Source organism: Sphingomonas sp. QA11 (assembly GCF_028473665.1).
In the GTDB taxonomy this organism is placed as follows: Bacteria; Pseudomonadota; Alphaproteobacteria; order Sphingomonadales; family Sphingomonadaceae; genus Sphingomonas; species Sphingomonas phytovorans.
This window is the reverse complement of the sequence record NZ_CP098774.1, coordinates 4,911,894-4,926,018: the sequence shown is the minus strand read 5'-3', so window position 1 is coordinate 4,926,018 and position 14,125 is coordinate 4,911,894. Positions and strand designations below refer to the sequence as shown.

General features: G+C 67.3%; 13 protein-coding genes. 8 read left to right on the top strand and 5 right to left on the bottom strand.

What is annotated here, in order from left to right:
* Window positions 1-69: 69 nt before the first annotated feature.
* Entirely contained in the window at window positions 70-462 is a 393-nt protein-coding gene (locus NDN01_RS22815) for a glycine zipper 2TM domain-containing protein (protein ID WP_272624383.1), read from the top strand.
* Between the two features lie 211 nt (window positions 463-673).
* On the opposite strand, the gene phbB is transcribed toward NDN01_RS22815, so the two are convergent.
* The 4 genes from phbB to NDN01_RS22795 form a co-directional block, all read right to left on the bottom strand.
* Window positions 674-1,396, bottom strand: a complete 723-nt coding sequence (gene phbB / locus NDN01_RS22810) for an acetoacetyl-CoA reductase (RefSeq protein ID WP_272624382.1) — start codon at window positions 1,394-1,396, stop codon at window positions 674-676.
* 31 nt (window positions 1,397-1,427) lie between these two features.
* Entirely contained in the window at window positions 1,428-2,435 is a 1,008-nt protein-coding gene (gene hemH, locus NDN01_RS22805; RefSeq protein ID WP_272624380.1) for a ferrochelatase, read from the bottom strand.
* Complete coding sequence (locus NDN01_RS22800) at window positions 2,432-4,675, bottom strand: xanthine dehydrogenase family protein molybdopterin-binding subunit (protein ID WP_272624379.1); 2,244 nt, start codon at window positions 4,673-4,675, stop codon at window positions 2,432-2,434. Before NDN01_RS22800 ends, hemH begins: the two co-directional genes overlap by 4 nt.
* Window positions 4,676-4,890: 215 nt before the next feature.
* Window positions 4,891-6,597 (bottom strand): class I adenylate-forming enzyme family protein, encoded by a 1,707-nt coding sequence (locus NDN01_RS22795; RefSeq protein WP_272624377.1) that lies wholly within the window; start codon window positions 6,595-6,597, stop codon window positions 4,891-4,893.
* Window positions 6,598-6,662: 65 nt separating this feature from the next.
* Here NDN01_RS22795 and lgt point away from each other — a divergent pair, with 65 nt between their 5' ends.
* The 6 genes from lgt (at window position 6,663) to NDN01_RS22765 (ending at window position 12,259) form a co-directional block, all read left to right on the top strand.
* A complete protein-coding gene (lgt, locus tag NDN01_RS22790; RefSeq protein ID WP_272624376.1) occupies window positions 6,663-7,541 on the top strand; it encodes a prolipoprotein diacylglyceryl transferase in 879 nt (292 codons plus the stop codon).
* 57 nt (window positions 7,542-7,598) lie between these two features.
* Window positions 7,599-8,684, top strand: coding sequence for a class I SAM-dependent methyltransferase (locus NDN01_RS22785; RefSeq protein ID WP_272624374.1), 1,086 nt, complete (start codon window positions 7,599-7,601; stop codon window positions 8,682-8,684).
* Window positions 8,681-9,190, top strand: coding sequence for a GNAT family N-acetyltransferase (locus NDN01_RS22780; RefSeq protein ID WP_272624373.1), 510 nt, complete (start codon window positions 8,681-8,683; stop codon window positions 9,188-9,190). Before NDN01_RS22785 ends, NDN01_RS22780 begins: the two co-directional genes overlap by 4 nt.
* On the top strand, window positions 9,187-9,705 hold the full coding sequence (locus tag NDN01_RS22775; protein WP_272624371.1) for a GNAT family N-acetyltransferase: 519 nt from the start codon (window positions 9,187-9,189) through the stop codon (window positions 9,703-9,705). Before NDN01_RS22780 ends, NDN01_RS22775 begins: the two co-directional genes overlap by 4 nt.
* Window positions 9,702-10,463 (top strand): peptidoglycan editing factor PgeF, encoded by a 762-nt coding sequence (gene pgeF, locus NDN01_RS22770; RefSeq protein WP_272624369.1) that lies wholly within the window; start codon window positions 9,702-9,704, stop codon window positions 10,461-10,463. The genes NDN01_RS22775 and pgeF overlap by 4 nt, the downstream gene beginning before the upstream one ends.
* A 467-nt stretch (window positions 10,464-10,930) precedes the next feature.
* Window positions 10,931-12,259, top strand: coding sequence for a cystathionine gamma-synthase family protein (locus NDN01_RS22765; protein WP_272624367.1), 1,329 nt, complete (start codon window positions 10,931-10,933; stop codon window positions 12,257-12,259).
* Window positions 12,260-12,661: 402 nt separating this feature from the next.
* Here NDN01_RS22765 and NDN01_RS22760 read toward each other — a convergent pair whose 3' ends face one another.
* Window positions 12,662-13,411 carry a ThuA domain-containing protein gene (locus NDN01_RS22760; RefSeq protein WP_272624365.1) on the bottom strand — a complete coding sequence of 250 codons (750 nt, stop codon included), beginning with the start codon at window positions 13,409-13,411 and terminating at the stop codon, window positions 12,662-12,664.
* Window positions 13,412-13,549: 138 nt separating this feature from the next.
* Here NDN01_RS22760 and NDN01_RS22755 point away from each other — a divergent pair, with 138 nt between their 5' ends.
* Window positions 13,550-14,107: a gluconate 2-dehydrogenase subunit 3 family protein gene (locus NDN01_RS22755; RefSeq protein ID WP_272624363.1), complete on the top strand. Its 558-nt coding sequence runs from the start codon at window positions 13,550-13,552 to the stop codon at window positions 14,105-14,107.
* Window positions 14,108-14,125 lie beyond the last annotated feature (18 nt).

Sequence of the window (14,125 nt, the reverse complement as noted above, 5' to 3'; positions counted from 1 at the left end):
ATTCAGGACGGGCTCAAGCCGGGGCGGACATAAGAGGCCCAACGACACGGCATCCAGAGGAGACACGCCATGCTCAAGAAGCTTTCTCTCGCCGGTGCGGCGATCGCCATGACCGCCACCGTGCTGATCCCCGCGACGCCGGCCGCCGCGCAGCGCTACGAGCGCGAGTATCGCGGCGACGGCTATGATCGCGGGTACGACCGCGGTTATCGCGACGACCGTGGTTATGATGATCGCGGCTATGACGATCGCCGGGGCTATCGCGGCTATGACCGCAACCGTCGCAACCGTTGCAACAATGACGGCGGCACCGTGATCGGCGCGATCGCGGGCGGCCTGCTCGGCAACACGGTTGCCGGCCGCGGCGACCGCCTGCTGGGCACCGTGCTCGGCGCCGGTGCCGGCGCGCTGGCTGGTCGCGCGATCGCCCGCTCTGACGATCCGCGTTATTGCCGCCGCTAACGAAATCCCTCGCGTGGTGTAACGAGGGCGAGGGCCGGTGCCGCAAGGCGCCGGCCCTCATCTTTTATGGGGTTCTCCCCGGTCGGGGACAGGGCATTCCAACGGCGTGTCGGCGGCAAAGCCGCCGTCGGTCGGGTGGGCAGGCCCACCCGCCGGCCGTGCCGATTGCTGCGCTTCGCGCATCGGCGGCACGTGGTGCCGCCTGCAATCGTCAGTACATATGCTGCCCGCCATTGATCGACAGCGTCGATCCGGTCACGAACCCGCCCTCTTCCGAACACAGGAACGCGACGCCCCGTGCGATCTCATGCGCCTGGCCGAGGCGACCGACCGGGATCTTCGCCACGATCTTCTCCAGCACGTCGGCCGGCACCGCCGCGACCATGTCGGTGTCGATATAGCCGGGCGCGATCGCGTTGACCGTCACCCCGGCTCGCGCGCCTTCCTGCGCCAGCGCCTTGGTGAAGCCGTGGATGCCCGATTTGGCGGCGGCATAATTGACCTGGCCATATTGGCCCGCCTGTCCATTGATCGACCCGATATTGACGATCCGCCCCCATTTGCGCTCCCGCATGCCGGGGAACACCGCCTTGGCCATGTTGAAGCAACCGCCGAGATTGGTGTCCATGACCTCCTTCCACATCTGGTAGGTCATCTTCAGGATCGTGCCGTCGCGGGTGATGCCGGCGTTATTGACCACCACGTCGACCGGGCCGAGTTCGGCGGCGACCCTGGCGCAGCCCTCCTGGCAGGCATCATAGTCGCCCACGTCCCATTTGTACGCGGCGATACCGGTACGCTCGGTGAACTCCCGGGCACGCTCGTCATTGCCGGCATAATTGGCGGCGACGGTCATTCCCAGATCCTTGAGCGCAAGACTGATCGCCTCACCAATTCCGCGGGTGCCGCCAGTGACGATCGCTACGCGTGCCATATACTTCTCTCCCGTTAGCCGTTGGCCAAGGCTAGGCGGGCAGGTTCCAGCCTTCAAGCTCCCGTTGCAGCAGAATGCGCAACATTTTCACCCCGACGTCACTGTCGTTGAGGCAGGGCAGATAGGCGAAGTCGGTCCCGCCGGCCGCCATGAAGCTTTCGCGCCCGCGAATATCCAGCTCCTCGAGCGTCTCCAGGCAATCGGCGGAGAAGCCCGGCGAGACGATCGCCACCTTCTTCACGCCCTTGCCCGGCAATGCCTCCAGCGTCCTGTCGGTCGCCGGCTCGAGCCATTTCGCCCGGCCGAAGCGCGACTGGAAAGCGACGATCAGTTCCCGGCCCAGCGCCTCGCCCAACAGCCTGGCCGTCTTGCGGCACTGGCAATGATAGGGATCGCCCAGCTCCAATGTCCGCTGCGGCATGCCGTGGAAGCTCGCGACGATCGCCTCGGGCGCGAAATCGAGCGCGGCGAGCGACGCCTCGACCGAGTCCTTCAGCGCGGCGATATAGGCCGGATCGTCATGATAGGGCGGCAGGGTGCGGATGGCGGGTTGCCAGCGCATCTCCGCCAGCGCGGCAAAGGCCTTGTCATTGGCGGTCGCCGTCGTCGCCGCGCAATATTGCGGATAGAGCGGCGCGATCAGGATTCGATCGCACCCGGCCTCTTTCAGCGCCGCGAGCCGGCCGGCGATCGCCGGATTGCCGTATCGCATCGCCCAGTCGACCATCACGCCCGGCCCGAACGCACCCCGCAGCGCCGTCGCCTGGGCCCGGGTGATCGCCGCCAGCGGTGAACCGTCCTCGCGCCAGACCTGCGCATAAGCGTGCGCCGATTTTTTCGGCCGCGTGTTCAGGATGATACCGCGCAATATCGGTTGCCACAGGATCGGTGGTATCTCCACCACGCGCCGGTCCGACAGGAATTCGGCGAGATAGCGCTTAACCGCCCCGGCATCCGCCGAATCGGGCGTGCCCAGGTTGACCAGCAGCACGCCGATCCTGCGCGGCGGGATGGCCGGATGGCCGGCGGGCGAAGTCATGCCTCGCCGGGGGTCAGCGGAAGGGTGCGCATGCGGAAGCCAGTAGAGGCCTGGAGCGCATTGGCAATGGCCGGCGCGATCGGGGGCACGCCAAGTTCGCCGACGCCGCCGGGATCGGCCTCGCTGCGGATCATCTCGACCGTGATGTCGGGCGTATCGGCCAGGCGCGGCAGGGCGATGTCGCCGAAGGTGCGCGCATCGGCGACATTCTCGGTGAAGGTCGTCGCACCGCTCAGCGCCGCCGCCATGCCGAAGATCAGCCCGCCCTCGATCTGCTGGCGCACCACGTCGGGATTGATCTGGCGCCCGCAATCGACCGCGGCGACGATCCGGTCGACCACCGGCACCTGACCCTCGTCGATATGCGCCTCGGCCAGCACCGCAATGTGACTGCCGCGAAAGCTGTGGCAGGCAATGCCCTGGCCGCTGCCCGGGATGCCGCCTTCCCAGCCGCCCAGCGATGCGGCGGTCGACAGGCACCGCGCCAGCCGCGCATCGCCGCCCAGCATGCCGATGCGGAACGACAGCGGTTCAGTGCCGGCGACATGCGCCAGTTCGTCGAGGAAGCATTCAGTGAAGAAGGCGGTGTAGCTGTGTGCCCCCGACCGCCAATGGCCGGTCGGCACGCCGATCTCCGCCGGATGATGGTCGATCGCATAGGCCGGGATACGGTAGATGGGCTTGGCGCCAGCGACCGCATAGGCATCGCCCACCGCCGGGAGGGCAAGCGCCGCGCGCGCCGCCTTGTCGCCCCCCATCAGCCGCCCGGCAAGCTCGCGCCCCGTGGTCGGCGCGGCGATCTTGGCGAGCCAGCCGAGGATCTGCCCGTTGGGCCCGAGCCGCGCCGACATCCGCGCGGCGGCGGGCGGGCGGTAGCGGTCGTGCATCATGTCCTCGCTGCGCGACCAGACGAGCTGCACCGGGCGCTTGAGCTTCTCCGCGAGGATCGCTGCCTGCTCCGCGGCGAGATGTTCGAGATTGGCGCCGAACGATCCGCCGATCAGCATCGGATAGACCACGACATTGTCCTCCGACAGGCCGAGCACCGCCGCCGCCGCCGCACGGGCGAGGCCCGGCGCCTGGGTCGGCAGCCAGAGCTGAAGCCTGCCATCGGCATAATGCGCGGTTGCCGTCATCGTCTCGACCGCCGCATGAACCGCGAGGCCGGCGCTATATTCGGCGGTGACCAGCCGGGCCCCCTTGAACGCGGCCGAGAGGTCGCCCTCGGCCGCCATGCGTTCGCCCGGCCCGTCGAGCGCGGCGGTCAGCGCGTCGTCGATGCTGCTCGAGCTGATGATCGCGCCGCGTGTCTGAAAGCGCGGCCGCATCGCCGCGAGCGCCTGGTTGGCCGCCCACCAGTTGCTGCCGATCGCGGCGACCCAATTGTCGTTGGTCGCGACCGACAGCACGCCGCGGATTCGCCCGGCGGCGGCGCGATCGACGCTGATCAGCTTCGTGTCGCCCACCGGCCCCTGGCGGATCGCGGCGAAGACCATGTCGGGCAGGCGGACATCCCCCGCGAAATTGGCCGAACCGTCGACCTTGGACGGCACGTCGAGCCGGGGCAGCGACTGGCCGAGCAGGCGGTTGGCCTCGCCGCTGCGCAACGGCAACGGATTGGGCAGCGTTCCGCCCGCCGCCTCGGCCGCGATCTCGCCGAAGCGTATCCGGTCGGTACCGTGGATGACGAAACCGCCGGCCGTGCCGCAGGCCTGCCAGTCGACCTTCCAGCGTTTCGCCGCCGCCTTGCACAACAGCACTCGCGCGGCCGCGCCCGCGTCGCGCAGATCGTCCTCGAACGCGCGCACCGAGGTCGATCCGCCGGTCAGCACCAGCGCGGTGCGCGCCGCATGGCCCGACCGCAGCGGCGCCGGCAAGGCATCGAACACGCCTTCGAACAGCACGTCAGCCGCCATCGCATTGGCGTAGAGCGGGTTTAGCGGCGCCGGCTGAACCGCGACGGTGCGCCAGTCGGCGCCGAGCTCGTCGGCGAGGATCTGCGGCAGGGTGGTGTAGACGCCCTGGCCATGCTCGGCCTGCGCGACCGCCACCGTGACATGCCCGTCCAGGCCGATCTTGAGCCACGCGCCGAAGACCGTCTCGCCCTTCGCGGCCGTCAGGTTGGGTGCATAGCTGCGCGGCCAGACGCCCCAGGCAACGAACAGGCCGACCCCCACGCCACCGCCGATCAGCAGCGACCGCCGGTTGATGTTCGGAAGTGCGTCACTGACCGCCATCATGCTGCTCTATCGTGGTGGAGAGGGTGGTGGAAGGGTGGGGCGACCACAGCCCCCAGGCCCGTTCGTCCTGAGTAGCCATTGAGCTTGTCGAAATGGCGTATCGAAGGACAGGCGCACCGTACTTCAAGGTGCTTCGATACGGGCTCTCGATACGCCTTCGGATACTCGATCCCTACTCAGCACGAACGGGTATTGGACCAATGGTCGGGGTCGGCTCAGCCCGCCCCCACCGCCTCGGCCGCGGCGATCGCCTGGTATTTCGCGCGCAGCCCGACCTTGTCGATCTTCTCGGTCCCGAGCCGGGGCAACGGCTCCTCCGACGTCCAGATCCGCTGCGGCACCTTGAACGCGGCGATATGCGCATAGAGATAGGCGCAGAGCTGGTCCGGCGTCAGTTCCTCGCCGTCGCGATACTTCACAACCGCCCCCGGCACCTCGCCGAAGCGCTCGTCCGGCAGGCCGAACACCGCTGCCTCGGCGACGGCGGGATTCTGGTAGATCGCCGCCTCGACTTCCTGGCACGAGATATTCTCGCCGCCGCGGATGATGATGTCCTTCTTGCGGTCGACGATGAACAGATAGCCGTCCTCGTCGAGATAGCCGATATCGCCGGTCAGGAAATAGCGGTCGGCGGTGAAGGCGGCGGCGGTCGCCTCGGGCCGATTCCAATATTCCTTGAAGTTCGCGACCGACCGGATCCCCACTTCGCCCCGCGCGCCGGCGGCGACCGGCCGCCCCATCGCATCGAGGATGGCGAGGTCGACCAGCGGCGCAGAGGCGCGGCCGGTCGAATTGGGCTTGGCGAGATAGTTGTCGCGCCAGTTGCCGCAACCGATGCCGTTGGTCTCGGTCAGGCCGTAGCCGAGCAACGGCGCGCCGCCGCCCATCTCCTCCTTGATCCGCCTGACATGCTCGACCGGGCGGGGCGCCCCCCCGGCGGCGAAATCGGTGACGGTGGAGAGATTGTAGTTCGACCGGTTGGGATGAGTCAGGATCTCGAAGCTCATCAGCGGCACGCCGACGAAATAGGTGATCCCTTCCGCCTCGATCAGACGCATCGCCTCCTCCGCATCCCATTTCGGCATCAGCACCAGCTTGCGGCCCATGGCGAAGCTCTGAAGGAATACCGGCACCTCCGCCGTCACATGGAACAGCGGCACGTTGAGCAGCGTCGCCGGCTGGCCTTCGGGCGGATTGCCGTCCTTCATCGCGATGCCGAGCATCACCAGCGCCTGGGCCAGATAGTTGAACACGCCCTGCAGCACCGCGCGGTGATCGCTGAGCGCGCCCTTCGACTGGCCGGTCGATCCCGATGTGAACAGGATCGTCGCAGGATCGTCACCCGTCAGCGGGGGCAGCGCGACCTTGGGCCAGCTATGCGTGACGACCGACATCGCCTGGGCGAGCGGCTGGCCGTCGTCGATCTCGACCACAGGCACCGCCGCGCCCTCGATCGCCGCGAGACGCTTCGCGCGCGGCGGATCGGCGAACACCAGCGTGCAGCCGACATCGGCGATCGCCTCGGCCAGTTCCGCCGTCTGCCACCAGCCGTTGAGCAGGGTCGCGATCCCGCCCGCCATGGTGATGCCCATATAGAGCGTGATCCACGACGGCGAGTTGCGCATCGCGATCCCGACCCGGTCGCCCTTCTGCAACCCGTCGCCGACCAGCGTTCGCGCGACCTTCTCCGCCTCGGCATGCACCTCGGCGAAGGTCAGCCGCTCCTCGCCCGCGACCAGGAATATCTTGTCCTTATGCTCGGCCGAATAATGCGCGAAATAATAGGGCAGGGCCGGCGGCACGGTCGCGATCAGGGGCAAATCGACCCCGTTCAGGGCGATCGAGCCGAGCGCCAGCGGGGCGCCCTCCCCCGTCAGAGCGGCCAGCCCTTCGTCCATTCGCCGGTCAAGCTCAGTGCGCATCGCTCTCTCCACTTGGTCTTGTCGTTCCCCGCCTTTATGGAGACGCGAACCCTTGGGGAAAAGCCTTGATCCTGACCACGCTCGCCAGCGCGCAGAACCACCTCCATTTCGACAGCCTCGGGCTCAAGCCGGTGGCGCTGTCGCTCGGCTTCTTCGACATCAAATGGTATTCGCTCGCCTATATCTCGGGCATCCTGCTCGGCTGGTGGTATCTGCTCAGGCTGATCGCGCAGCCCGGCAGCCCGATGGCGCGCCGGCATGCCGACGATCTCGTCTTCTACGCGACGCTCGGCATCATCCTGGGCGGGCGGCTCGGCTATGCGCTCTTCTACGCGCCCGGCATGTTCCTGAATCCGCTTCAGATCCTCAAGCTGTGGGACGGCGGGATGTCCTTCCATGGCGGGATGATCGGCACCTCGCTCGGCATCATCCTGTTCGCCCGGCGCCACAAGCTCGACTGGCTGCGAATCCACGATTATCTCGCCTGCTGCGTGCCCTTCGGCCTGTTCTTCGGCCGGCTCGCCAATTTCGTGAACGGCGAGCTGTGGGGCAAGCCAAGCGACGTCGCCTGGGCGATCGTCTTCCCGCGCACCGTGATCGGCGGCATGGATCCGGCACGGCATCCGAGCCAGCTCTACGAGGCCGGGCTCGAGGGGATCGTCCTGTTCGCGATCCTGTGGTTCGCCTTCTGGCGCACCAAGGCGCGCTACGATCCGGGCAAGCTCGTCGGCCTGTTCCTGCTGTTCTACGGCCTCGCGCGCTTCACGGTGGAGTTCTTCCGCGAGCCCGATTCGCAGTTCGCCGGCACCTTCTTCGCGACGACGATCCATATGGGTCAGGTGCTGACCCTGCCGATGATCGCCGGTGGCCTCTATCTGATCGCGACATCGAAGAAGCGCCGCCAGCGCGTCGAGCCGATCGCCGGGAGCGAGAGCGTCGCCTGATCTTCCTCCCCTCCCGCTTGCGGGTGGGGGCGGGGGAGGGCATGCCCGCCACGCATTATGAGTCCTCCAAGCCCTCCTGTGGCCCCTCCCGCAAGCGGGGGGGGATCTGAACCCAGCCTCGCCGATCGTCTCGCCCGCGCGATAACGCTGGCGGGGCCGATTTCGATCGCCCAGTTCATGGCGGCCGCCAACGCGCATTATTACGCGACGCGCGATCCGCTCGGGGCAGCGGGGGATTTCACCACCGCGCCCGAGATCAGCCAGATGTTCGGCGAGCTGATCGGCCTGTGGTGCGCCGACCTGTGGGATCGCGCCGGACGTCCCGACATCGCCTGGGTCGAACTCGGCCCCGGGCGCGGCACGCTCGCCGGCGATGCCCTTCGCGCGATGGCCAGGACGGGGCTGACCCCGCCAGTCCATTTCGTCGAGACCAGCCCGACGCTCCGCGCCGCGCAGGCGGAGCGCGTGCCGGGAGCCGCCTGGCATGACGATGTCTCCACCCTGCCCGCCGACCGGCCGCTCATCGTGATCGCCAACGAGTTCTTCGACGCGCTGCCGATCCGCCAGCTCGTCCGCGCGCTCGACGTCTGGCATGAGCGTTTCGTCGCCTGCCAGGACCTGCTGTTCCTGCCGATCGCTGGCAGGCAGGTGCCCGACGAGATCATCCCCAAGGCGCTGCGCGGCGCGCCGCCGGGATCGGTGATCGAGACATCCCCGGCCAGCGTCGCGGTGATGCGCGCCCTGGCCGGTGCCGTCGCGCGGCAGGGCGGCGCTGTACTCGCGATCGACTATGGCTATGAGGGGCCGGCGATCGGCGACACGCTCCAGGCGGTGCGCGGCCACCGTTTCGCCAATCCCTTCGACTTGCCGGGAGAGCAGGATCTGACCGCCCATGTAGACTTCGCGACGCTTGCCGCCGCCGCCCAGGCGGAGGGCGTGCATGCCTTCGGCCCCATTGGCCAGGGCACGCTGCTGAGCGCGCTCGGCATTGACGCGCGCGCCGCCGCGCTCGCCCGGACGGCACCCGACCGCGCCGAATCGATCGCCGCCGATCGCGAGCGGCTGACGGTCGCGATGGGGAGCCTGTTCAAGGCGCTGGCGCTCACCGCGCCCGGCTGGCCGGTACCGGCGGCCTTCTCATGATCAGCTATCGCGATGCCCGCACGATCGACGGCCCGGCGCTGGCCGCCATGGCCCGCCGGTCCTTCACCGAGACGTTCGGCAATCTCTATCGCCAGTCGGATCTCGCCGCGTTCCTCGACGAGGCGTTCGGCGCGAACGGCCTGCCCTCGCAGCTTTCCGACCCCGATTTCACTGTCCGCCTCGCGCTCGACGACGGCGAGGTCATCGGCTTCGTGAAGATGGGGCCCGTCACTTTCCCCGGCGAATGGCGGCCCGACGCGATCGAGCTGTACCAATTCTATGTCCTCGGCCCCTGGCAGGGCCAGGGCGTCGCGCCGGTGATGATGGACTGGGCGCTCGAACATTCGCGGGAGCATGGCGCGAAGGAGGTGATCCTCAGCGTCTATGTCGACAACCACCGCGCCCGGCGCTTCTACGAGCGGTACGGGTTCGAGGAGATCGGCCGCTACGCCTTCCGGGTGGGCGAGACGATCGACGACGATCGAATCATGCGGCTGGTGCTGTGACCATTACCTATCGCGCGCCCGGCCCAGCCGACGCCCCCGCCCTGTCGGCGATGGCGCGGCAGGCCTTTATCGACAGCTTCACCGGGGTGATCGACCCGGCACCGCTCGCCATCTATCTGGATCAGGCTTACGGCCCCGCCGGCCAGATGCAGCGCGATCTGGGCGACCCCGCGATCGACTGGCGCGCCGCCTGGCTCGACGGAGCGCCGGCCGGTTTTATCAAGCTCTCGGCGATGACCCTCCCCTTCGACACGGCGCATCCGGACGCGATGGAGCTGCGGCAGCTCTATGTCGTCGAGGCGTGCAAGGGCCGGGGCGTGGCCGATGCGCTGACCGAATGGCTGATCGATACGGCCCGGTCGCGTGGAGCGCCCGAACTCTACCTCGCGGTGTTCGACCACAACCAGCGCGCCAAGCGATTCTATGCGCGGCACGGCTTTACCGAGGTCGGGCGCTGCGATTTCGTTACCGGTCCGCAGGTCCATGACGACCGTATCTGGCGGCGCACGCTGTGAGCGAGGTCGACATTATCCGGGCCAGGACACTCGATGGCGTGCCGCACGGCTTTCTCGGCCGGCGCGGCGGGGTGTCGACCGGAAATTATGCCGGCCTCAATGTCGGCATCGGATCGGACGACGATGCCGGGGCTGTCGCCGAGAACCGCCGCCTCGCGACCGAAGCAGTGCTTCCTGGCACACGGCTCCTCACCCTCTATCAGACTCATTCGGCCGATGTCGTCAGGGCGCTCACCGCGTTCAACGACCGACCGCCGGGCGACGCGCTGGTCACTGACCGGCCCGGCCTCGCCCTTGGCATCCTCACCGCCGACTGCGCCCCCGTGCTGTTCGCCGATCGCGAAGCCGGGGTGGTCGGCGCGGCGCATGCCGGATGGAAGGGCGCGATCGGCGGCGTGACCGACTCGGCGATCGCCGCGATGGAGAAGCTGGGCGCCCGGCGCGATCGAATCGCCGCCGCGATCGGCCCCTGCATCGCCCGGTCGAGCTATGAGGTCGACGACGGCTTCGCCCGGCGCTTCGACGCCGACGACCCCGCCAACGAACGCTTCTTCGCGCCCGGCAAGCCCGGCCATCACCAGTTCGACCTGGAAGCCTATGTCGCCCACCGCCTTGCTAAAGCGGGGCTCGCGCGGATCGAGATGCTCGGCCTCGACACCTATGCCGACGAGGATCGCTTCTTCAGCTTCCGGCGCGCCACCCATCGCGGCGAGCCGGGATACGGGCGGCAGATCTCGATCATCGGAATCGCCAGCTGACGGCGGCACAGGCCGACTGAGGCATTTGTCCAACGCAGCGATCGCTTTTCGACCTTTGTTTTTCTTCCGCTGTTATGTTGGATTCTCGCACCGGATTCGTGCTGGCCTTTCAAAGGCTTGGCCGCCATTTTCCCTGTTACGCCATAACAGAGGAAAAATGCCCGCCGAAAACGCAAAATCGCCGGTTTCTTTCCGCGTGAACGCACAAGAAGCCCGCCAATATTCATCACGATGAGAAACAGCGGGAGGGTGCGAAAACGCCTCCTCCGGCACCATGATGCCGCGATGGCCCCGCCGCTTGAATCGGCGCGAATTCTTCCCGGCAGTGGCGGAACGCGCACCGTATCGATCCGTTACGGGAATGACGGCACTACAGGCGCCCGGCCCTTGCCGTCGCGCAACAAGGTTTCAAGTGTGACTATCTCGCGCTAGGACGGCGCACCCTCTCTCTCTCCCAGGACGTATCCATGGCGATCAAGAACGAAGACGAAGCCGATCTCACGGGCGTCGCGCCGCGCACCAAGCCCAAGCCGCCGATCGAGAAGATCGGCGACCGCAAGCTGAAGCCCTCGACGCTGATGATGGGCCATGGCTATGATCCGATGCTGTCGGAAGGGTCGCTCAAGCCGCCGATCTTCCTGACCTCGACCTTCGTCTTCCCCAATGCCGCGGCGGGCAAGCGCCATTTCGAGGGCGTGACCGGCAAGCGCCCGGGCGGCGCCGAGGGCCTGGTCTATTCGCGCTTCAACGGGCCGAACCAGGAGATCCTCGAGGACCGGCTCGGCATCTGGGAAGATGCCGAGGATGCCCTCGCCTTCTCCTCGGGCATGTCGGCGATCGCCACCCTGTTCCTGTCGATGGTCAAGCCGGGCGACACGATCGTCCATTCAGGCCCGCTCTATGCCGCGACCGAGACGCTGATCGCGCGTATCCTCGGCCGGTTCGGCGTTCACTGGCTCGACTTCCCGGCGGGCGCGACCCGCGAGGAGATCGACGCGGTGCTGGGCAAGGCGGCGAGCGGCCGGGTCGCGCTGATCTATCTCGAAAGCCCGGCCAACCCGACCAACGCGCTGGTCGACATCCAGGCGGTCGCCGCCAGCCGCGACGCGATCTTCAAGAACGCGGCGGAGAAGCCGCCGATCGCGATCGACAACACCTTCCTCGGCCCGCTCTGGCTCAAGCCGCTCGAGCATGGCGCCGATATCGTCGTCTATTCGCTGACCAAATATGCCGGCGGGCACAGCGATCTCGTCGCGGGCGGCGTGCTCGGATCGAAGGAGCACATCAACACCATCCGGCTGATGCGCAACACGATCGGCACGATCTGCGACCCGCACACCGCCTGGATGCTGATGCGCAGCCTGGAGACGCTCGAACTGCGCATGAGCCGCGCGGGCGAGAATGCGGTGAAGGTCTGCGAATTCCTGCGCAGCCATCCCAAGGTGGAGCGGGTCGGCTATCTCGGCTTCCTTGAGGACACCCCGGGCATGGAGCGCCAGGCCGATATCTATCGCCGCCACTGCACCGGCGCCGGATCGACCTTCTCGCTGATCGTGAAGGGCGGCGAGAAGGAAGCATTCGCCTTCCTCGACGCGCTGAAGATCGCCAAGCTCGCGGTCAGTCTTGGCGGCACCGAGACGCTGGCCAGTCATCCCGCGGCGATGACTCATCTGTCGGTGCCCGATGCGCGCAAAAAGGCGCTGGGCATCACCGACAATCTGGTGCGCATCTCGATCGGTGTTGAAGATGCCGACGATCTGATCGCTGACTTCCAGCAGGCGCTGGACGCGATCTGAACGCCCGATCGGGGTTTTGAGCTGAGCCGATTCTACGTCCTTGCCCGCTTCCGCGACGGCAAGGACAGCGATGGATAGCGTCCGATTCGGATCGGACTGGATTTCCGCGAAAAGCCCGGATCAACGCGCCGCGCTTTGGGAAGGAAGCGATTTTCGCCCAACCCGGATGCTGATTTTTCTTGTTTTTTATCAACAAGATCACATCGCATCCGGGTTGGCAGTGCAGAAATCGCGGGTCAGCCGCAAACGCGACGACATGGTCCTGGCCGGCCCGGAAGGCACCGCCCGGCATATCCTGTCGGAAAGCGCCAGGTGTCTCGGCGACAGCCGCCCTCAGCCCCACCCTTCCGGGGAGGGGAGAAAGAGCGGCCCGCGCTGTCGCCGGGCCTCGTCGTCAGTCCTCTACCGCTTCAGCACCCAGTTCACCCCATTCTCCACCTGTCTCAGGAACCATGGGTCCTGATACGCCTCCACCGTGTGTCCCATCGCGGTGTAGAATACCCGGCCGCCCTCGAACTCGTGCACCCAGGACACCGGATTGGGATTGGCGTCAGGCTCGCCGATCGACGCCGGATCGACCGTCGAAAGCAGATGCATCCGCGGATCGTAATCGTCGAAATAATACCATTCGTCGACATGCCGGCTGACCGGCGCCAGCCCCTTGTTCGCCGGATGCTTCAGGTCGGCCAGCGTCACCACCCCTTCGGGCGTTCCCCTGGGATGGCGGATGAAGCGGGCGCCGAACAGCTTGCCGTACCATGGCCAGCTATAGTGCGAATCCGCCGCCGCATGAATGCCGACGACCCCGCCGCCGCGATGGACGAACGCCTGGAACGCATCGCGCCGCGTGCCGGTCAGCCATTCCGAGGTCGGATCGTCATGCTTGCTCGTGTTGCTGAGCAGGATGATCGCCGCCACGTCCTTCAGCCCCTCATTGCTGAACACCGCCGGATCGGCGCTCGCGACCATCGTCACGCCCATCTTCTTGCCCAGCGCCTGCAGCGCGACGACGCCCGGCTCGATCGAGGCGTGGCGATAGCCGGTCGAATAGGAAAAGATCAGGACGCGCGGCGCGTCCTTCGCCCAGGCGGCGCCGCCCATCAGGGTCATGGCACCGGCCAGGATCGCCAGCAGGCGAAGCAGATATCTCATCGTCGATCCTCCCCCCGGTCCACGCCTGTGCGTGATACCGGTAACGCGAAGGGCTGGACAAGCTCCGCCCCGCCCGGCAGTCTGGCGTGCAAGCGGGAAGCGCACAAGCGTTCTGATGCGATGAGAGGATGGGAGAGGATGATGCAGATGGCCGAAAGCCGTGCGTTCGATCGCCGGGCGCTCCTGCGAAGCGCGATCCTGCTTGTCGGCGGCACCCTTGCCGGCCTGCCCGACCTCGCTTTTGCGACCGCTCCCACCAGGGCCTTTTTCACGCCGGCCGAACGCGCCGTGCTTGATGCCGTCTGTGGCGCGCTGATCCCGCGCACCGACACGCCGGGGGCAATCGAGGCTGGCGTGCCCGGCTTCATCGACGCGATGATGAGCAACTGGGCCGCGCCGGGCACCGCCGCCGGCTTCCGCGCCGTGCTGGCGAAGATCGATGCCGAGGCCCGCGCCACGACCGGCAAGGGCTTCGCTGCGCTGAGTACCGGTCAGCGCGACACAAGGCTCGCCGCCTTCGACGCCGCGGCCTTCGCGGCGAAGGACCTGGCCTGGCGCCGTTTCAGGAATCTCGCCCTGACCGGCTATTATCTGTCGGAGGCCGGCGCGACGCGGGAGCTTCGGTACGAATTGTCCCCGGGGGTGTGGGAACCGGGCATGAAGATGGGGCCCGACACGCGCGCCTGGGCCGGCTGACCAACATCATCGGGGAAT